This is a genomic window from Rhodoferax sp. ZS1R8 (assembly GCF_056521325.1).
This window is the reverse complement of the sequence record NZ_JBWMBA010000007.1, coordinates 1-20336: the sequence shown is the minus strand read 5'-3', so window position 1 is coordinate 20336 and position 20336 is coordinate 1. Positions and strand designations below refer to the sequence as shown.

Below are 20336 nucleotides of genomic sequence, written 5' to 3'. Positions count from 1 at the left end.
CTGCCCCAAGGTGACCAGGGCAACATTCAAGCGCTGGTGACGCGGTGTAAACGGATGTTGGCCGACAGGCCACCGGAAGGCGCGTTGCCTAGCGAAAACGCACCCCCCATCCGCTGCACAGTTTTCTCCACAATGGCCAACCCAAGCCCCGCGCCGTTGGCTGCGGTGCGGGCTGCTTCGCCGCGATAAAACGGCTGGGTCAGGTTGGTAAGTTGCTCCGGCGCAACACCTACCCCGTGGTCCCGTATCTTGATCAGCACCCATTTGTCACGGGATATTGCAGCCAACTGGATGCGGGCGATACCGGTATCCACCGATTTACCATAGCGGCGCGCGTTTTCCAGCAAATTGGTCAGGATGCGGCCCAATTCCACTTCGTCAGCCATAACCAGAAGGTTGTCTTCCAGCTGCACTTTGATCTTCACGTCGGTCTGCTTTTGGTAGGAGTAGATGCAGGCTTCCACCACGTCGGCCAGCACGACGGGCGCAAGCTTGGCCCTGTCGGGGCGAGCATAGTCCAGAAATTTGCCGATGATCGCGTCCAGCTGTGCGATGTCGGCCGACATGTGGGCGCGGGCATCCAGGTCCGTGACGCTCATCTCGGTCTCCAGCCGCAGCCGGGCCAGGGGTGTGCGCAGATCGTGCGAAATACCGGCCAGCATCACAGCCCGGTCTTGCTCAATCTTGGCCAGTCTCTGCGCCATTCGGTTAAAGCCGATATTGACCTCACGTATTTCTCCGGTCTGCACGTTCTCGTCCAGCCGGCTGGCCTCGAAATCGCCTTCGCGGACACGGCTGGCGGCAAACGACAGCTGCTTGAGCGGCCGGTTGATCAGGCGGGCAATCAGCGCAGCGCCTACCAGCGACAGCGCAGTGGCCACCGCCAGCCAGACTCCCCAGGTCTTGCCCTCGGCCGCGCGAAAGCGCGTTTCGTCGGTTAGCAGCCAGTAGTCATCTCCGTCTATGACAAAGCCAATCCACAGTCCGGTCTGGTTGTTGACGCTGTTGGCCACCACGGTGCCCGCGCCCAACCGCTTGGCCAGTTCACTGGCCACACGCCGGCTCAGCGCGTCGCCGTCAAACAACGTGAACTTGTCGCTGGGCTCGCGCGGGACGATGCGCAGCCCCTCCTGGTCGTTCATGGTTTTGAGCAACGCGACCCGGGCTATGGCGTCGGAGTAGACCAGTGCTGCACGGCTCAGGTTGACCTGCGAGGCCAGCTCTTGGGCGGTACCTACCGCGTGCGCCTCAAACTCCAGCGAATGCAGGGTCTGCAGCCACGCCAGCATGCTGCCCATAAGCAGCACAGCGATCAGGAAAAAGGTCCGCCAAAAGAGATTCAGCCCAACCGGAGTAGGTTCGTACTCGGAGTCGTCTTGCGACACCGTTTGCGTTTGCTGGGCGGCAAAAAAGCCCAAGCTAGGGCCTGCTCGCACTATTTTTGCAAGTGCGAATGGGGTCAAAACAGCGCCAATCTAGGCGCGCGACGACGCCCAGACTGGCTGTCTGGGCTAGGAGTGCAACGACGGGTGGCGCTGTTTTCACCCCATTCCCTTCGGGTTGCAGCCAAAAAGGCCATGCGCGGCGTTGCGAAACGAAGCCGGGGCAAACCCCGGCTTCGTTTCGCGCCTTGCGCATGGTCTTTTTGATCCGCAACGCATCTTGCAAAAATAGTGCGAGCAGGCCCTAAGCCGCTTCGTCGGGCACAAACACATAGCCTACGCCCCATACAGTTTGTATGAAGTGGGGGGAGGCCGGGTCTTTCTCGATCAGCTTGCGCAGCCGCGAAACCTGTACATCCAGGCTGCGGTCAAAGGGCTCAAATTCGCGCCCACGCGACAGCTGGGCCAGTTTTTCGCGCGACAGTGGCACGCGTGGGTGGCGTACCAGCGCTTTCAGCATCGCAAACTCTCCGGTGGTCAGCGTCAGTTCTTTGCCCTCCTTGTGGAGCGTGCGGGCTGCCAGGTCGAAGGTGAACACGCCGAAACGCGCCACTTCGTTTTCAGTAGAAGGTGCGCCGGGAACCTCGGGTACCGGGCGGCGGCGCAGCACAGCGTGGATGCGGGCAAGCAACTCACGGGGGTTGAACGGTTTGCCCAGATAGTCGTCGGCGCCGACCTCCAGACCCACGATGCGGTCGATGTCTTCGCCCTTGGCTGTCAGCATGATGATGGGGGTTACATCACCGGCGGCACGCAGGCGGCGGCAGATTGATAGACCGTCTTCGCCGGGCATCATCAGGTCCAGCACGATCAGGTCGGCTGTTTCCCGCAACATGATACGGGTCAGAGACTTACCGTCTTCTGCCAGCAACACATCGAAACCTTCTTGTGACAAATAGCGCCTAAGCAAGTCGCGGATGCGGGTATCGTCGTCCACAACAAGGATCTTGTTGGGACGGGTTGTCGTATTCTGCATATGTGGTCTGAAATTTGTAACAGCCGTGATTTTGCGCGGTTCCGGAGGCCTATCCTGCTTAATTTGGAGGCGTTGACATAAAGTTACAAAAATCGGCAGATTGTTGCGGGGCACAGTCGAACAATGGTCAGCATGAAAAGCGCACCGCAAATGGGTATCCCGAACAACATGTTTAAGCCACGCTCTGTTTTGCTATTTCTGGCCTTGCTGGCGGTTGCGGCTTATGCGCAGTCCGGCAAAGAGTCACCGGAACCGGCGAAGCCCGCTCCGCGCGAACCGTCGCGTGATCTGGACACCGTGCAACGCCGCGCCATGCTCAGAGCGTCGCTGCGTTCACAACCGGAGCTTGTCTTGGTACGAGAAGCACCTGGGCCGGCCACGCGCTTGTTGAGTGACCAGGAGCGGGCTGAGTTGCGTCAGCAGTTGCGTCAACAATAGCGTCAGCACTTGCATAGTCTCCATCGTCGAATAAGAGGGTATTTATCCCCGGAAAGGGCGCTTGGCTGAGCGGCCATCGGGTGTCATACTGTGGTCATGAAGCCCACACTGCGCACCGTCCCTTCCATCTGAGCATGGCTGCTTTCCCCACATTTTCCAACGGTCGTTCCACTTTATCCACCGGTGCTCTGCGCGTCTCTGACATGCTGGGCCGGTTTGAGTTGCGCAAAGTGCTGGGGCGGGGCGCGCAGTCCACCGTCTGGCTGGCTTTCGATCCCCGGATGGAGCGAGAGGTCGCGATCAAGGTCATGCGCCCAGGCGGTGACGCCGATCCGCAGGCTCTGGTCCAGTGGTTGGAAGAGGCCCGTAGCGTGGGGCGGGTCAAGCATCCCAATATTGTCCCGGTCTATGAAGCCGACATCCATGACCAGCAGCCATATCTGGTGTTTGAGTACATCGCCGGCAACACGCTGGACCAGCTCCTCAAGGAGCGAGGGGCCATGGCTCCCCAAGAGGCAGTGGCGCTGATGCGCGACGTGCTGGACGCCGTAGCTGTAGCCCACGCCGTCAATGTGGTGCACCGGGATCTGAAGCCGTCCAACGTGCTGGTAGACGCCAGCGGGCGCGCCCGCGTACTGGACTTCGGCATCGCGGCCCGGATTCCGGACCGTCACAGCAGCGATCCGGTCGTACCAAGCGGCGGCACGGTGGGGTATCTGTCCCCTGAGGCTGCAAACGGAGGAGCGCCTTCTGCGTCCATGGACATTTTTTCGGCGGGCGTGATACTTGCCGAACTACTGACCGGAAAGCCGTTGATTGACGAGCCCGATCCGTACCGCGCAATCTACCGTGTGGTCCATGAAGAGATGGTCCTGCCGGTGGAAATGCACGCAGACGTGGACGACCGTTTGCGTGCCATCGTGCTGCGGGCGCTGGCGCGGGATGCCCGGCAGCGGTTCCCCACCGCACGTGCGTTCCAGGCGGAACTTGAGCAATGGGCCAAACCTGCGGCGACTGCAGCCGGCGCGGGCAGCAACAGCACGCTTGATTTCCTGCTACGCCGCATGCGCCACAAGAGCGATTTCCCGGCGCTTTCGGATTCGGTCGTGCGGATTCAGAACATGGCCAACTCGGACACCGAAAGTGTTAATAGTGTTACCAATGAAATCCTTAAGGATGTAGCGCTGACCAACAAACTGCTGCGCATGGTGAACAGCGCGCATTTTGGGCAGCGCGGGGGAATCAACACGGTATCGCGTGCTGTCAACCTGGTGGGATTCAACGGTATACGCAATATGGCTTTGAGCCTTGTGCTGTTGGAGCATATGCAGGACAAGGCCCATGCCGGACAACTGAAGGACGAATTTCTGCGCTGCCTTATGGCGGGTGCTATTGGCGGCGAACTCTGCCCTGCGGCAGGCGCCAGTGAAGAGGCTTTCATTGGTGCGATGTTTCAGAACCTGGGTCGGCTGTTAGTGCAGTTTTACTTCCCGGAAGAGGCCAGTCAAGTGCGCAAGATGGTTCAGTCCACGCGTGAACCAGTCAACGAGACGACCGCAGCCGTCAACGTACTTGGCTTGAGCTTTGAAGATCTGGGCTTGGGCATCGCGAAGGCCTGGGGGCTTCCGCCCAGCATTCAGTGTTGCATGCGCAGGCCCACCGGCACAGTTCCCTCCAAGGCGCCGACCGACCATGACGAGAGCATGCGCTGGATCGCGCTGGCCGCCAACGAAATTGCCGACGTGTTGCTGCATTCCGCGCCAAAGGATGTTGACGCGCGCGTGCAGGCCGTTACACGCAAATACACGTCGGCCCTTGGTGTCGGGTCCAAGGCAGTCCAGGCTGCGACCACGGTGGCCCGCCAAAAGCTGATCGAGCTGGCTGCCGCCATGGAAATTCGCGTGACCCCCGGCTCGGCCGGTGCGAACCTGCTGACCCAGCCAACGGCCGGCGCTCACGATGATGGATCCCACCAACCCGACGCAGACAACGGGCTCGCGGCGTTTGAATTGCACGCGACGAGCACCGCGCTGCCTGGAGGCCAGGCGCCCCTACCGCCGAGCCAGTCCCAGGTAACACAGATATTGACCGCTGGCATACAGGACATCACCAATGCCATGGTGGAGGACTTCAAACTCTCCGATGTGCTGCGCATGATTCTGGAGACCATGATCCGTGCCCTGTACTTCGACCACATCATCTTTTGCATGCGCGAGGCCAAGACCGAGACCATGACCGGCCGCTTTGGCCTGGGCGATGGCGTAGAGGCTTTTGCCAAGGGTTTCAAGGTTCCGCTAAAAGCCGCTATGCCAGACCTGTTTGCGGTGGTGTGCAGCAAGGGCACCGACACCATGATCAGCGATGCTACCGAGCCACGGCTGGCGCAGCGGTTGCCCGATTGGTACCGCAGGGGTCTGAATGCTCCCACCTTCCTGCTGCTGCCGCTGATGATCCGTGGTGCCCCTTTTGGGTTGATCTACGCCGACAAGAAAACCCGCGGTTCCCTGGAGCTGGATGAAAAAGAGTTGGCTCTGCTACGCACTTTGCGCAACCAGGCGGTCATGGCTTTCAAGCAATCCAGCTAAGAGAATTGGCCCCCACGCTCCGCCGCTATGCGGGTCGCTGCCCCCCGAGGGGACTAAATCCGCTTGGGGCGGCCCGGCGCGGATTTGTGGCCTCCGCGGCCTGTCGAGACACCGACCGGCACTGTTGAGCAAGTTTCTCGGAATTCGATTACATTCGGCCGACCCGGCCACCGTGGCCGCGATTCCAGACCCAGGAGAATCCATGCCGACGCTCAATATCAATGGCAAAGACACACAGGTTGATGCCGATTCCTCTACCCCCATTCTCTGGGCCCTGCGCGACACGCTGGGCATGACCGGCACCAAGTTTGGTTGCGGTGCCGCCCTGTGCGGTGCCTGCACCGTGCACCTGGATGGCGCTGCCATTCGCTCCTGTGTCACTCCTATTTCCGCCGCGGCGGGCAAGAAGATCACAACGATAGAAGCCGTAGCCGGCGACAAGGTTGGCCAGGCGGTACAGACTGCCTGGGTTGCGCACGACGTTGTGCAGTGCGGCTATTGCCAGAGCGGCCAGATCATGAGTGCCACTGCACTGCTCAAGACCAACAAAAAGCCCAGCGACGCCGACATTGACTCCGCAATGGCCGGCAACATCTGCCGCTGTGGCACCTACGCCCGCGTGCGCAGCGCCATCCACGCAGCCGCGGCAACTTTGGCTTGAGGAGATCACCATGCATTTCGACTCCATGAACCCGGATCTGGCACTGAATCAATTGCCTAATGGGCTGCTAGCCCGCATGCAGAGCGCGCAAGCAGCTACTAAATCCGTAGCATCCGATAAGGGCCTGGCGCGCCGCAGCTTCCTCAAAATGAGCGTGACGTCCGGCTTTGCCCTCGGCGCCTACCCGCTGGTGGCCGGCACCCAGACCGCTGCACCGACCGCGCCCGCGGGTTTGAAGCCGTTCGAACAACCCTCCGCCTTCGTCCGCATCGCCAAGGATGGCACCGTCACGGTCACCATCAACCGGCTGGAGTTTGGCCAAGGCGTGCTGACCGCCTTGCCCATGTGCCTGGCCGAGGAGCTGGATGCCGACTGGAGCAAGGTCAAGGCTGAGCACGGCGACGCTGACGCCGCCTATGTGGATCCAGCCTTTGGCATCCACCTGACCGGCGGCTCCGGGTCCATCAAACGCTCTTTCATGCAGTACCGCGAACTCGGCGCCCGCGCCCGCGCGATGCTGGTGGGCGCTGCAGCAACCCAATGGGGGGTGGATGCCAGCACGCTGCGCACCGAGAACGGCATGGTCATTGGCGCCGGTGGCAAGTCCATCAGTTATGGCGATCTGTCGGATGCTGCCATGAAGATGTCGGTGCCAGACAAGGTAGCCCTCAAAGACGCCAAGAACTTCCGCATCATCGGTAAGGCCACGCCACGGTTGGATGCGCGGGCCAAGTCCAGCGGCCAGCAAAACTTTGGCATCGATGTGCAACTCCCCGGCATGCTGACGGCCGTGGTGGCCCACCCTGCCGTGTTCGGCGCCAAGATCAAGTCGCTGAATGACACAGCCGCCAAGGCTGTACCAGGCGTCAAGGCCGTGCTGCGCATGCCCACCGACAGGGGCGGCGAGGGCGTGGCCGTGGTTGCCCAAGGCTACTGGGCGGCCAAGCAGGGGCGCGATGCACTGAAGCTGGAGTGGGACACGTCTGGCGTCGAGAAGGTAGACAGCACCGCCCAGTTGGCCAGCTACAAAGCATTGGCCAAGAAGACTGGAGCGCTGAAGTACAACGCCGATGTGGGCGCGTTAGCCAAGGCGCCTAAGAAGATCAGTGCCGAGTTCACTTTCCCCTACCTGGCCCACGCGCCGATGGAGCCGTTGAACTGCACCGTGCACATGACCGGCAGCGGCGCCGACGCCAAGGCCGCCATTTACCTGGGCACGCAGATGCCGGGTTTTGACGGCATGGCAGCGGCTAAGGTGCTGGACTTGCCGCCGCAAAACGTCAAGGTCAATGTGCAGATGGCTGGTGGCGGTTTCGGCCGGCGCGCCGTGCCCACGGCCGACTATGTGGTGGAGGCATGCACAGTGGCCAAGCTGGCACGCGCGGCAGGTGTGGATGCACCGGTGCGGGTGTTGTGGAGCCGCGAGGACGACATCAAAGGTGGCTACTACCGCCCCATGCATGTGCACCGCGCTGAGATCGGTTTCGATGCCAAAGGCAAGGTGTTGGCGTGGGACCATGTAATCGTAGGCCAGTCGATTGTGGAGGGCACGCCGTTTGCAAGCATGATGATCAAGGACGGCATAGACGGAACCATCGTCGAAGGCATGCGCGAGCCGTACGACGTGCCGATGCGCCTATCGGTGCACCACCCCAAGGTCAACGTGCCGGTATTGTGGTGGCGCAGCGTGGGCTCCACGCACACCGCCTACGTCATGGAAACTCTGGTCGATGAAATTGCCCGCGCCACCAACCAGGACCCCGTGGCCTACCGCCTGCAACTGATAGGCGACAAGCACCCACGCCACAAAGCTGCGCTGATGTTGGCAGTGGAGCAATCCGGCTATGGCAAGCGCAAGCTGCCCAAAGGTCAAGCCTGGGGCGTGGCGGTGCATGAATCGTTTGACACCGTTGTCGCTTACGTGGCCGAGGCATCGGTGACCAAGGGCGTGCCCAAACTGCATGCGGTCACCGCCGGCGTGCATTGCAACCTGGCCGTCAACCCCAAGACCATCGAGGCGCAGGTGCAGGGCGCCGCGCTGATGGGGCTGGGCACCTGCCTGCCCGGTGCGGCCATCACGTTCAAGGACGGCATGGTTGAGCAAAGCAATTTTGGCGACTACACGGTGGCGCGCATCACCGACATGCCCAAGATCGCCGTGCACATCGTGCCCAGCGCCGAACCGCCCACCGGCATGGGCGAGCCCGGCCTGCCGCCACTGGCCCCGGCCTTTGGCAATGCCATCGCCAAGCTGACCGGCAAGACGCCACGCGGCCTGCCGTTCAAATTGGCCTGACCGGTTCCATGGAAAGTTTGGATCTGAGGGTGCTGGCAGATGCGCTGCAGTGGCGCAAGGCCGGCCACGCAGTGACTTTGGTCACCGTCGTCGAAACCTGGGGCAGCGCGCCCCGGCCGCCAGGCGCCTTGCTGGCCGTGCGGGACGATGGTGCCGTCAGCGGTTCGGTGTCGGGTGGATGTGTGGAAGATGACCTGATCGCGCAGACCAAGGCCGCGCTGCAAGCACGTGCCACGTCACCCGCGCAGACGCCCGAGCGCCCGTCCATGCTGGCCTACGGCGTCAGCAAGGAAGAGGCGGCCCGATTTGGCCTGCCTTGTGGCGGCACACTGCGCCTGGTGCGTGAGCCCTTGTTGGACACAACCTGGGTGCAAGAGTTGTTGGAGCGCACGGCGCGCCATGAACTGGTGGCGCGACAACTGACCTTGTCCACAGGCGGCGTGCAATTGCTGGACGCCACCCGTGGCCAGGCCATGGTTTTTGACGGAAGCGTGCTTACCACCGTGTTCGGCCCCAAATGGCGCCTGCTGCTGATCGGCGCAGGCCAGTTGTCCCAAGCTGTCGCCCAGATGGCGCAGATGTTGGACTTTGAAGTGCTGGTCTGCGACCCGCGTGACGAGTATGTGACCACACTGCGCATGGACGGCGTGACCCGTGCGATGGGCATGCCCGACGACGCCGTGCGCGCGCTGGCGCCAGATGCGCACACCGCCATCGTCGCGTTGACGCACGACCCCAAGCTGGACGATATGGCGCTTTTGGAAGCGTTGGGTTCGGACGCGTTCTACGTGGGCGCATTAGGCTCGCGGCGCAACCAGCAGGCGCGCAAGCAGCGCCTGGCCGAGCATTTTGACGTGCCCCCGGAAGCCCTGGCGCGCTTGCACGGCCCTGTCGGTTTGTCGATTGGCGCCAAGACGCCGGCAGAGATCGCTGTGTCCATCATTGCCCAGATCGTGCAGGTCAAAAACGCGAGACCCCATGGGCAGTCGCATGCGGAGACCGGCGCTTGTCTGGCAGCAACCCACCCACCGTCCTGATACTGGCCAGTGGCCGGGGCGAGCGTTTCATTGCGTCCGGCGGCACGGGTTCCAAGTTGCAAGCGCTACTGCACGGCAAGACCGTGCTTCAGCACACCGTGGACGCGGTGCGAGCCAGCGGCTTGCCGTTCCACATCGAACACGGGCCACACCCTGGCATGGGAGACTCGATCGCAGCAGCGGTGCGTGCCACGGCTGATGCAGCCGGGTGGCTGGTGCTGCCCGGTGACCTGCCACTGATCCAACCCGCCACGCTTCACGCGGTGGCGGCAGCACTGGCAGACCACCCGGCCGTCTACCCCAACTTTGAAGGCCAGCGCGGCCACCCGGTAGGGTTCGCGGCGCGCTGCCGTTCCGATCTGGAATCTTTACAGGGAAATCAAGGTGCAGCCCCCGTGCAGCGCGCGTGGGCAGCTATGGAATTAATAGTGTCCGATAGCGGTTGCGTGACCGATATTGACACGCTGGACGACTTGAGAAGGGTGGCGCAGAAGCTGGCCTAGCTAAATACCGGCTGCCAATGCGTCTAGTGGGCTCGCCGTGCCACCCGCCGCCACCTTGAGCACGTGGGTGTAGATCATGGTGGTGGAAACATCGGAATGACCCAGCAACTCCTGCACGGTGCGGATGTCGGTGCCAGCCTGCAATAAGTGAGTGGCGAATGAGTGGCGCAGCGTGTGCACCGAAACCGGTTTGTGAATGCCTGCCAAAGGCACGGCTTTTTTGAGTGCCCGCTGAATCCTGTCTTCGTACAAGTGATGACGCCGTTCTATGCCGCTACGTGGATCGATTGACAGCGTTGGGGAGGGGAACAGCCAGAACCAACCCCAAGTGTGGCCAACCTTGGGATACTTTTGCTCCAGCGCGTGTGGCGTCTCAACCCCGCCCCGCTGCATCTGGCGATCCGCCTCCCACTGCGCGCGCGCCGCAAGCATTTGGGCCCGCAAAGCCGGTGCCAGCGATCGCGGCATCATTACGACACGATCTTTGCCGCCTTTGGCCTCGCGAACGATGATGACGTGGCGGTCAAAGTCCACGTCCTTGATGCGAAGGCGCATGCCCTCCATCAGCCGCATGCCTGTGCCGTACAGTAGGCGAGCCAACAAAGCGGCTTGACCATCCATGTGTGCGAGAAGACCCGCCACTTCATCTCTGGTTAATACGCTGGGAATGCGCCGCTTTTGGGTAGGCCGGTTAATGTTTTCAAGCCAAGGCAATTGCACACACAGCACTTCGCGGTACAGAAACAGCACTGCGCTGAGAGCCTGGTTGTGTGTGGAGGCAGACACTTTGCGTTCGGTCGCGAGCATGGTGAGAAAGGCTTCCACGTCGGGAGCCCCCATGTCGCGCGGATGTCGCATTTGGCCATTGCGTGCCGACCACCGAATGAAAAAACGCACCCAATAGACGTAGAGCTGCTCAGTGCTGAGGCTATAGTGCATGTACCGAATGCGCTCACGCAACTGATCCAGCACACGGGTAGATTGCAGCGGTGGGTTGCCGGGTTTCATGGAAAGTTTATAGCTGGTGTTTTATCCAGTATATTTAACGAACTGCAAGGCTGCAAGCCATTTTTGGGAGATTTTGATGTTTAACTTATGGAGCAACGGCCAACTTATAGAGCAGGTTTTGCTCTATACATTACGTTAGCCAAGCCACTAAGGAAATTTTCGTGTTGAAAATAAAATGGAAATTAGCAACTTCTATATCTTTGATTTTAATTGGCTTGACTGCATTTGAATGGAGCCTGATAGATCGAATTACCCCGTTTTTATATATGCCAATTTTGGGGAGCGTTTGGTTAACTTTTTTAATAACGCTAATCTTTAGTCTCATTGAACTAAAAAATTATAAATCTATCGGGTATAAGTCACTTACTTCCTTATTAATTCAGACTTTTGCATTCTTAGTGGTTGTTTATGTACCGTTTACAGCCATTGGGCTCAATATTGATTTTAAGCTTCATAAATCGCAGCGTGAAGCTGTGGTTGAAAGTGTAAATTCAGGCGGTCTTTTACCAAACGTAGAGCACAACGATTCCTTAATTGATCTTGGAAATCGTTATCCTGATCTATCAGCAGGTGGTAATGAAATCGTTGTTGAGGAGCATGAGGGTTTGAAGTATGTGTTCTTTTTCACGTTCCGTGGCATCTTAGATAGTTATGCAGGTTTCCTATATGTTCCTAGCGGTGGTAAGCCAACTGAGTATTCAGATTTAAACGAGCTGGGTAGAGTAGAAATTGAGCACTTTGGTGGTAATTGGTATTATGCATCGCACCACTAGTCAGTGGCTAACAAGTCGTTGCAGCATCGTTCCGCTTCGCTCCACTGGACAGTTTTTAAGTCGCGGTTTTATGGTTTTGCTGCGCAAAAATTTCCCATAAAACCACAACTTAAAAACTGCCGCTGAACTCGGCGTTAAACCCCAAATGCAAAAGCTGTCGCATCAAGTCGCTGGCGAGTGGGTACCTCATTCATACCCTCCGAATTTTTCGTTGGTATCTAAAGACAACACCAGTCCGAAAGTCGTGGCTGGTGTACCTGGAGGTGATCCGGCAGCATTTGCGCAACTGGTTGGGTGCCTAGAGCCTCCCTACTTTTTGCTGTATGTACTTCACACGCCGAGAGGTGAAGCAGATGCAGGTCGATACCAAAGTCCACCAGTATCCGGTGAACAATTTCGCGAGTTCCTAAAGGAATTTGGCAACTATATGTCGGCAGATGCTCGGTTCGACATCTGGGCACATTCATCAGCCGAACAGGCTACGGTGGTATGGGATCGCCACAACCAGCTTTTCGCGTATGGGCCTACGGAGAAGTTTCTGTCTGTTCTAAGGGCTTACGGTTTTTCCGAAGGAGTGGTGGACGTTTCCTTTCCACACCAGCATCATTACCGCCAAGAGTTCGATGAGCGAGCAGCCGCCGTGCTTGATGCATTTGAGTGGTCGTACTCGCCACTAAGAACGGAGGACGAGCAATGACTTTGTGGTTTAACTGGTCGCCCAAGGCGGAAGCCTGCGGCCCCGCTTGGCTTCAACGTTGAGGCTGTAAAAAAACATCTTCTGGCACGCCCTTTGCGACACTTGCTGCCAAGGAGATCGCACCCATGGCCCGCTACAAACCCCAAGACCACAACAGCCTGCTGCTGCCGGTGGTCTTGTCAGAGCAAATCATCCCCGGCAGCTTCGCCTTTGCGCTGAACTACCTGGTCGATCACGAACTCGACCTCAAGCCCTTGGATGCCCAATTCAAGAACGATGAAGTGGGAGCCAGTGCCTACGACCCCCGCGTCATGCTCAAGATCGTGCTGCTGGCCTACAGCCAAGGCCTCATCTCCAGCCGCAGCATCGAACAAGCCTGCGCGCGCAACGTCCAGTTCATCGCCCTCAGTGGTGACAGCCAACCCAGCCACACCCACATCGCCAAGTTTGTTGCCAACCTCAACACCCAAATCAAACCCCTGTTCAGCCAAGTGCTGATGACCTGCGATGCCCAAGGCCTCATTGGCCGTGACATGTTTGCCATTGACGGCGTCAAGCTCCCGAGTAACGCCAGCAAAGAACGCAGCGGCACGCATGCCGAATTGCGCCACCGCGCTGATCGCCTGGACAAAGCCGCCGACAAGATACTGGCCCTGCATCAGGCCCAAGACAAAGCAGGCGCAACCGAAGCTCTGGAGCCCAAACGCCAAGCCCAGATGAAAGCCCTGCGCAAGGAAGCACAGCGTACTCGGGAGTTCTTGGCAAGTAACCCACCACGCCAGAACCGCAAAGGCCAGGAACTCAAGACTAACGTCACCGACAGCCAAAGTGCCAAGATGGCCACCAACAAAGGCGTCATCCAGGGCTATGCAGCACAGGCAGCCGTCGACAATGCCCACCAAGTCATCGTGGCCGCAGACGTCATCGGTTCAGGCTCCGAGCAAGCCATGCTGCTGCCCATGATTGAACAGGCAAGTCCGTTTCGCACACCACAAACATTGGTCACCGCCGATGCGGGCTACCACAGCGATGCCAACGTGCGCCACCTCCAAGACCACAGCATCCCCGCACTCATTGCCGACAACCAGATGCGCAGCCGCGATGAGCGCTTTAAGAATCAGGAGAAATACAAAGCCAATCCAGACCCACTGTCCGAGAAGAAGGCTACCGGGCAGGAGAAAGAAGTCAAACGCTTTGGACCCAAAGACTTCACCTTCAACGATGACAACACGGCTACGTGCCCGGCGGGCAGGTTGATGAGCAGCCCTGGCACCATCCACACCACAGCCAGGGGACTGCACTACCAGAACTACACCGCCAAAGCGGTGGACTGCAATCACTGCGAACTTAGCAAGCAATGTCTCAGAGGGCCCATCAAGCCCAATGACGGCAGAGGCCGCCAAGTCACCCGATTCGTGCCCAAGCCCAAAGACCCAACCCACCCCAGTCAGCGCATGCGCCAGGCCATTGACAGCCCCAAGGGACGTCAGCTTTACAGCCAACGCATTGGCACAGTGGAGCCGGTGTTTGCCAACATCCGGCACAACAAGCGTTTAACCCGCTTCAACCACCGTGGGCGCGAGAAGGTCAACACGCAGTGGAACCTGTACTGCATGGTGCACAACATAGAGAAGTTGGCCAAGACGGATATGGGACGAAGAATGGATCGATAGGGGCAACAGAAGGCCGGCAAGCGGCCGTTTGGCGAAAAGAGGGGAGAAATTGCGGCACACTGTGGGCATGCAAGCCCAATTCAACGATTTCGATTTGCGCGCGATGCAATGCAAAAATTGTGCGCGTGGAAATCCTGTTTTTTTACAGCCTCGTTAGCCACCCACACAATGGAAAAACAACCTGAGTTCGCAGAGGAATACACAAATCAAGAGCGGGTGCGCTTTGTCGTGCTCGGCAGTCTGGCTGGCGCCGTCATGGTTGGTGCGAGCAAGCTCTTTTTCTTTCCGTGGCTACGTGGATTCTCAGATTCTGCTCATTGCCAAAGCATCATGGGTGTGAACGGCGTTACTGTTCTCTTTTATGGCATGTTTGTGGGCCTACCTCTGCTCAGTGCAGCCCTTGTTGGCTGCACATTTGGCCGTCGGGGCGTCACGATCCTTCGGCAGGGTCAAGAGCCGCCTGAAGGCGAGAAGGTTTTCCGTCCTACGCGAATTGTTAGAGGACGTAAGGCAAAGGCGTCTGGCTTTTTTCACACCGTCGCGGTTCTGCCGTTGCTCGCTCTCGCCGCTTGGGGGTTTTTCCAGGCAGCCCACAATGTGAACACCGCCAGGCTGCCTAGCACGACATGTACGGCTAACCTTTCGCTCGGCGCGGACATGCAACTGACGGTTACCGCTTCACGGCTAGTGTTGCCTGCCGGGCAGCTCGGACGTTAGCCCGCGCAATCCATGTTCGCACGCGTCCGTCGCCTTCTTCGATATGCAGTCGGAACACGCTTCATCGACATCGAGGAGGAGTCGCCGGAGCGTTTAGAACTGAGATGTGGAATGACTCGAACCGTCTTCGAGAAGGCCAAAACCCGGGTCATCCAAGATTCAAGAACTGTGGGCACATTCGCAGCAATCGAAGCGATCGAACTGCACCAACCAAAGAACGAGGAAGGACCTCTCAACTGGATTATCACAATTCGCCTTACCGGAGGCCAAGCGATTGCGGTCGGCCAGGTCACAGACCAGACTGACGCATCGATCGTTGGCGCTCGAATCTCTACAATCAACCGGCCATCTGGTAACCGTCAAAACCTGAGCAATGGCCAACACCCAAACCACACTCAAACCGTCTCTGGCGAGGGCTAACGGGTTCTATATGGACTCCCCCACAAGTACAAGAAACTGATCGATATTTTGGCTGTTGGGGATGCGCCTGCAGTCGTATATCCGGCATCTAAAGTGGACTCTGGTGTGGTCCGTGCCGACATGGAATCTGCGTCACCGAAGCGCCAGTCGGTACGAACGGCAGGCAAGCTGCCGGAAACGTTATCGGCGTCTATTGGTGTGGGGTGAACCCGGTTGGCCATGATGGTCGATCAATCTCGTCGCAAGCGTGGATGGGTGTTCAGTTTCTTCTTGATAACGGCTGTTTTGAATGCTTGCGACTTACGCTGGCATCGCAAAACTCTCCCTGCTGATCTTCTTGTTTAACCGCACGGTTTGCTCACCAAACGGCTCCTTGTCTCTGAGCGTGGCATAACAAATCCGCGCCAGCTTGTTGGCCAGCGCGCACGCCGCCTTGTTGTGGTTGCTGCGGGCCTGCACATCCAGCGCCCAGCGCCGCATCCCACAGACCTCTCGCCCCGCGTTGTCCGCCACCTGAGATGCTCTGAGTACGCTCCTGGCGCCATGGGTTAGCAACATACGCAAGTAGCGATCTCCCTTCTTTGAGATGCGTCCCAAGTAGCGGTTATTGCCCGAGCTGTACTCCTTGGGCGTCAGGCCAAACCAGCTGGAGAAGTGCCTTGCATCTTTGAAGTGGCTGACGTCGCCTGAAGTTGCAGCGACCATTGCGGTCGCGGTCAGCAAGCCGATACCGGGAATAGAGAGCAGTGTCGTGCAGGCGGCGCTCAGCTTGGCCAATGCTGCCAGCTCGCGTTCCAACTGCGCGATTCGGCCTTCGAGCAAGCGAATCTCCTCAACCAACAACTTGGCCGTGCCACGGATCAAATCCGGCACAGCGGTGTTGGGATCGGCCAGCACCCGGCTGATTGCCTCAATGCCGGTGCGTGCGCCCACGGGGATGGCGATGCCAAACTCACGGCAAAAGCCACGCAAGGCATTGATGCGTGAAGTACGGGTACCCATCCAAAGACTACGGATGCGGTGCATGCCTTGTAGTGCCTGCTGCTCCACCGACTTGATACGCACCGGGCGCATGTCAGAGGCCCGGGCAGCTTCCAGGAGTGCCGCCGCGTCTGCGGCATCGGTCTTGTTGCGTTTGACGTAGGCACGGATATATTGCGCGGGCAGCAGGCACACCTCGATTCCCAGGCCATTGAGCCAGCGACCCCAATGGTGAGCCGAGCCACAGGCCTCCATGATCACCAGATTCACATCTCGGTTGGCAAACCAACGTTCAAACTGGGTGCGTGTGAGGCGGTGTGTTTCAACCACGCGCCACTGTTCGTCGGCAACGGCGAGTTGAAATACGGACTTTGCAAGATCGACAGCAACAGTAGTAGCATTCATGTCGGACTCCTTTGTTTAAGAACCTGATCTCCACGCCAATGAAAACCAGGACGCAAATATTGCGCAAAAAAACGGGGGAGTCCATCCCATCAGTCGAATGGACCCACAACGGCGGCCATCGTGGTCGCCATTCTTCAATGCCGAGTGCGCCGTTGCGGCCCATTCACGGCCGACGTTAGACGGCACCAAATGAACCGTTCTCGATACTTCATTGCTTCGTTTGTTGCCCCCGTCACAGCCCTGCTACTGCCGAGCCTTCTCGCACTGGCCCAGCTATTCGCTGAGACCGAGATTCTCCAGGACGGCTCGTCGGATGACGCTGGTATGCGAGGTGCCGGTCTTTTTTTGGTGATAGGCCTGCCTATCTGTTATCTCGTCGGGTGCTTGTACTACGCAGGGGTAGGTCACATTCTTGCCCGCTTGAGGCGCCTCACGCTGAAGACAACGGTCTATCTCGCCGTTGCTGCTCCATGGCTACTCGTCGCTGTAGCAACTGTTGGTCTGGTTTCAAATAATCGGAGCATCGCACCGGGCTTGATCATCCTCGGAATCATCGGCGCACTCATGAGTTTCTTTGCCGCTCTCGGCGCATTGGCATGGTGGTTTATCGCCATTGGAAAGGCGCCGTCTAACCCGTTGCTCCAACGGCTGCGCCGCCCGTTGAGCGCCAACGTTAAACCTCGCAAGCAAGATGTCACGGATCGCCGCCCTTCTCGATGCACTCGCGGCGATTGCTGCGAGCAACAACGAACTTCTGCCGAGTGAGCTTCAGCCCGGCTTGTCGCGAACCGAACTGGACGCATTGCTTATGGAGGTTGACTTTCCTGTGATGCCACCAGAGGAGTGGTTTCAAGCTTACGAGTGGCGAAACGGCGTCGTGGACGATGGCCGAGACCGCCAACTCTTCTATTACCACCGTTTTGCGCCCGTACAAGAGGCCCTTGCCGAGCGCCACTTTCTGGAAGCACTGCACGACGACTCATCGCGCCCACCACCCCTTTTTCCACTCTTTGCCTTCATGGGCGAGTGGTACGCGATGGATTGCAGTTCGGACACTGTGATTCGCGGCCGAATCCTGTTCCTTTTTCAAGGCGACAACGTCGCTTACGACAGTCTTGAGATCATGCTCGAAAGCATCTTAGAGTGCTACAGGCAGGGCGCGTACCGATATGAGAACGGGGAGACTGTCGTCGACGAGCCACTGGTCGCTCAGATCAAGCTCCGCCGAAATCGTTGCCGGGCGGCGGAGCCCTATCTTGCGGAAGCGGCGCATCCATGACGCCGATCGAGGCTTAACATGTCAATCGACACGGACCCACAACAGCAGGAGGCGGCTCCACCGCTCATGTTGGTGGTCCGGTCATCTTTACGTTATGCAGCTCACAGCTAGACCCGTTGGCGCTGCGCGCACGCCGCGGACGAGATCCAACATCGCCGAACTCATACTTGGCCTCACTGGCTTGAAAGTGGTTGTGCAAACGCATCTCCGCAACAGCGATGAGCAACTTGCAGTCGAATACGCTCCGAGCGAACGTGGGCTCGGCGTTTGTGCGTGGAGTCGTGGTTGGCGGACTGACTGCGGCAATTGCAGTTGGCGTTGCGATGTGGGTGTTTGGCCCGCCATATTCCGCGCTATCAGGACCCGCACTCGAAGGAGCTGGGTTCGTATGGGTCGCATTCGGTGCGGCCTCATATTCACGAGCATTGGCGTTGGTGCCTATGCGACCTCAACGCAATCTTCTCTGAACCAACCATGGACAAATCGCGCTTTAACGTGCCTATCGATACGGATCCACAACAGCAGAAGGCGGCTTCGCCGCGAGTTTTTGTGATTCGGTCATCTTCACGTTAAATTTTGCCTTGCGCCCCAGTATTTTGTAGATACAATTAGATATGCTCACGTGGGACGAACCAAAGCGCAAGCTGAACATCAAGAATCACGGGCTTGACTTCGTCGGATGCGATGCAATCTGGGACCACTTCACAGTGACCCGCGAGGACAAACGGCAAGACTACGGCGAAGAGCGCTTGGTTTGCTTCGGTCTTCTTGAGGCAGATGTGGTTGTGATGGTTTACACCGAGCGCCCGAAAGGGCCTCACGTGATATCGCTGCGAAAGGCAGAAAAACATGAAGCTCGCTACTACCGCCAAGTTGCCAAAGAAAACCTCGGCTAAGGTCAACGACCCGGACAATCCGGCATGGACTGAAGACATGCTGGGTACGCCTGTGCTGAAGCGTGGACGTGGGCCGCAGGCTACCCCGACAAAGGTCCTCACCTCTGTCCGTTTGGATGCGGACATTTTGGAGTTCTTCAAGTCGCAGGGGGCTGGCTATCAGTCACGGATCAATGCAGCGCTTCGCATGGAAGTGGAGCGAAATTTAACTGGTCGTCCAAGAACGACAACGCGTAAGCGCGTCGAGGCTTGACTTCGACGTTATGTCGCAGTCGGCGCGCTGTAGGTCATTTCTCGTGACCCTGTTCGGGCGTCGGTCTACTTCCGGTCGATGGATCTACCTCATCGCATTGCTCTTCCCGGCTTGGGGTTCGCTCCCTCAAATTTTTGGCCCGTACCCAATCTACGGGTATGAAGTATGGGCTGCCGCAGTAGTAGCAGTTCTCTGCGCTATACAGTTTTTCCGGCCAATGCTGGCTATGGGGCTGCCGGTTAGCCTCTGGTACCTGGTTGTCGCTGTTGTGTCCATTTTGGGGCAAATTGAGGCATTCGAGGACATTGGCAGTGAGGATCACAGTCGGTAGGAGGGTTGGTACACCCAGGGGATGTTTATGGCGCTGACAGCCTTCTTCATTTTGGTGGCTGTGATGGTGGCATTGCAACTTCGACGGAGCGACAGGAATGCCACATAACGAGTTGATCGATTGGACAGCCATTGGCGGTCGCGCCGTTGCCCCCCAATCATCGCCAACCTTGGCGTCACTAAGCCAATGAGAAGCGAATACGGTCGGGTACTGAGACTCTCAATCGAGCGGGGCCTTAAACGTTCCCCGTTCGGTTGGCAAGCCCAGAAAATAAAGTCACCTTATCTCTTCCCGGGCGAGCGTGTCTATAGCAAGCTCGGGACTGATCGTCTCATCTGGTGCGCCCTCGTGGTGCACGAGCGCTTCGAGAAATTCACCTTTGAGGTTGGTTGGTCGCAGCAAGGCCGGTTTCCCGAATTGAAGATCCGGCCCTCTCTCCAGTCTCCCATCGAGTTCCATCATTTATCGGAATACATGGTTCGCCTGGGGCAGCTTATCGACGGCACTGATCGATGGTGGGAAGTCGAAGCGTTTGCGGGAGCGTCAAACTTGCAAGACCTTATAAAGTTAACTCAAGCAATATCGCCGGCGGTTGCCCGAGCCAAAGTGGAGCCCGTTGCAGCGAGTGCGTTGGCAGCCCTAGAAACGCACGCGGTGCCTTTCCTAGAGGCAGTATGCAAGGCGCACAGATGACGGCCAAGCCCTCATTCGAGAGGACTTGCCGCGTCAAGCCCGGGCACGTCTTTCATGTCAAACGGAGAAAACCTTGGGACTCTTGACTTTCAGTATCAACCTCACCCTGGACGGCTGTGTCGACCACCAGGAAGGAATCGCCGATGACGAAACACTGTGGTGGTCAAGTTTTTTCGGACACATCAATAGATTGTTGTTTTGCCGATTCACGCTCGAAAGCGTTGGGTGACAAATTCCCCAGTGTTGAGTGCAATCGGGTGCAGTTGTAAAAG

19 protein-coding genes are annotated in these 20336 nt (G+C 58.4%); 15 read left to right on the top strand and 4 right to left on the bottom strand.

What is annotated here, in order from left to right; all coding sequences use genetic code 11:
* Positions 1-26: 26 nt before the first annotated feature.
* Together AC097P_RS20790 and ompR are read right to left on the bottom strand one after the other, a co-directional pair.
* Positions 27-1385, bottom strand: a complete 1359-nt coding sequence (locus tag AC097P_RS20790; RefSeq protein ID WP_479612512.1) for a sensor histidine kinase — start codon at positions 1383-1385, stop codon at positions 27-29.
* 301 nt (positions 1386-1686) lie between these two features.
* On the bottom strand, positions 1687-2418 hold the full coding sequence (gene ompR, locus AC097P_RS20785; protein WP_479612351.1) for an osmolarity response regulator transcription factor OmpR: 732 nt from the start codon (positions 2416-2418) through the stop codon (positions 1687-1689).
* A gap of 132 nt (positions 2419-2550) precedes the next feature.
* Between ompR and AC097P_RS20780 the strand changes: the two genes are divergently transcribed.
* From AC097P_RS20780 to AC097P_RS20755, 6 genes are all read left to right on the top strand, one after another.
* Entirely contained in the window at positions 2551-2856 is a 306-nt protein-coding gene (locus AC097P_RS20780; protein WP_479612350.1) for a hypothetical protein, read from the top strand.
* Positions 2857-2990: 134 nt separating this feature from the next.
* Positions 2991-5441, top strand: a complete 2451-nt coding sequence (locus tag AC097P_RS20775) for a protein kinase domain-containing protein (protein ID WP_479612349.1) — start codon at positions 2991-2993, stop codon at positions 5439-5441.
* Positions 5442-5643: 202 nt separating this feature from the next.
* On the top strand, positions 5644-6102 hold the full coding sequence (locus AC097P_RS20770) for a (2Fe-2S)-binding protein (protein ID WP_479612348.1): 459 nt from the start codon (positions 5644-5646) through the stop codon (positions 6100-6102).
* A 10-nt stretch (positions 6103-6112) separates the two neighbouring features.
* A complete protein-coding gene (locus AC097P_RS20765; RefSeq protein WP_479612347.1) occupies positions 6113-8398 on the top strand; it encodes a xanthine dehydrogenase family protein molybdopterin-binding subunit in 2286 nt (761 codons plus the stop codon).
* An 8-nt stretch (positions 8399-8406) separates the two neighbouring features.
* Entirely contained in the window at positions 8407-9435 is a 1029-nt protein-coding gene (locus AC097P_RS20760; protein ID WP_479612346.1) for an XdhC family protein, read from the top strand.
* On the top strand, positions 9405-9938 hold the full coding sequence (locus AC097P_RS20755; RefSeq protein WP_479612345.1) for a nucleotidyltransferase family protein: 534 nt from the start codon (positions 9405-9407) through the stop codon (positions 9936-9938). The genes AC097P_RS20760 and AC097P_RS20755 overlap by 31 nt, the downstream gene beginning before the upstream one ends.
* Here the strand turns inward: AC097P_RS20755 and AC097P_RS20750 are convergent, their stop codons facing one another.
* Positions 9939-10946, bottom strand: a complete 1008-nt coding sequence (locus AC097P_RS20750) for an integron integrase (protein ID WP_479612344.1) — start codon at positions 10944-10946, stop codon at positions 9939-9941.
* 161 nt (positions 10947-11107) lie between these two features.
* Between AC097P_RS20750 and AC097P_RS20745 the strand changes: the two genes are divergently transcribed.
* The 5 genes from AC097P_RS20745 (at position 11108) to AC097P_RS20725 (ending at position 15226) form a co-directional block, all read left to right on the top strand.
* Complete coding sequence (locus AC097P_RS20745) at positions 11108-11719, top strand: hypothetical protein (RefSeq protein WP_479612343.1); 612 nt, start codon at positions 11108-11110, stop codon at positions 11717-11719.
* 145 nt (positions 11720-11864) lie between these two features.
* Complete coding sequence (locus AC097P_RS20740; RefSeq protein WP_479612342.1) at positions 11865-12416, top strand: hypothetical protein; 552 nt, start codon at positions 11865-11867, stop codon at positions 12414-12416.
* Between the two features lie 125 nt (positions 12417-12541).
* The gene (locus AC097P_RS20735) at positions 12542-14089 is read left to right on the top strand and encodes an IS1182 family transposase (RefSeq protein ID WP_479612341.1); all 1548 of its coding nucleotides are present in this window, start codon (positions 12542-12544) and stop codon (positions 14087-14089) included.
* A gap of 168 nt (positions 14090-14257) precedes the next feature.
* Positions 14258-14806: a hypothetical protein gene (locus tag AC097P_RS20730; protein WP_479612340.1), complete on the top strand. Its 549-nt coding sequence runs from the start codon at positions 14258-14260 to the stop codon at positions 14804-14806.
* 12 nt (positions 14807-14818) lie between these two features.
* On the top strand, positions 14819-15226 hold the full coding sequence (locus AC097P_RS20725; RefSeq protein WP_479612339.1) for a hypothetical protein: 408 nt from the start codon (positions 14819-14821) through the stop codon (positions 15224-15226).
* Between the two features lie 300 nt (positions 15227-15526).
* Here the strand turns inward: AC097P_RS20725 and AC097P_RS20720 are convergent, their stop codons facing one another.
* Positions 15527-16612, bottom strand: coding sequence for an IS110 family RNA-guided transposase (locus tag AC097P_RS20720; protein ID WP_479612338.1), 1086 nt, complete (start codon positions 16610-16612; stop codon positions 15527-15529).
* Positions 16613-16801: 189 nt separating this feature from the next.
* Between AC097P_RS20720 and AC097P_RS20715 the strand changes: the two genes are divergently transcribed.
* From AC097P_RS20715 to AC097P_RS20700, 4 genes are all read left to right on the top strand, one after another.
* On the top strand, positions 16802-17377 hold the full coding sequence (locus AC097P_RS20715; RefSeq protein WP_479612337.1) for a hypothetical protein: 576 nt from the start codon (positions 16802-16804) through the stop codon (positions 17375-17377).
* Positions 17304-17891, top strand: coding sequence for a hypothetical protein (locus AC097P_RS20710; protein WP_479612336.1), 588 nt, complete (start codon positions 17304-17306; stop codon positions 17889-17891). The genes AC097P_RS20715 and AC097P_RS20710 overlap by 74 nt, the downstream gene beginning before the upstream one ends.
* 614 nt (positions 17892-18505) lie before the next feature.
* Complete coding sequence (locus AC097P_RS20705; protein ID WP_479612335.1) at positions 18506-18787, top strand: BrnT family toxin; 282 nt, start codon at positions 18506-18508, stop codon at positions 18785-18787.
* Positions 18741-19040, top strand: a complete 300-nt coding sequence (locus tag AC097P_RS20700; RefSeq protein WP_479612334.1) for a BrnA antitoxin family protein — start codon at positions 18741-18743, stop codon at positions 19038-19040. Before AC097P_RS20705 ends, AC097P_RS20700 begins: the two co-directional genes overlap by 47 nt.
* The last annotated feature ends 1296 nt before the right edge of the window (positions 19041-20336 follow it).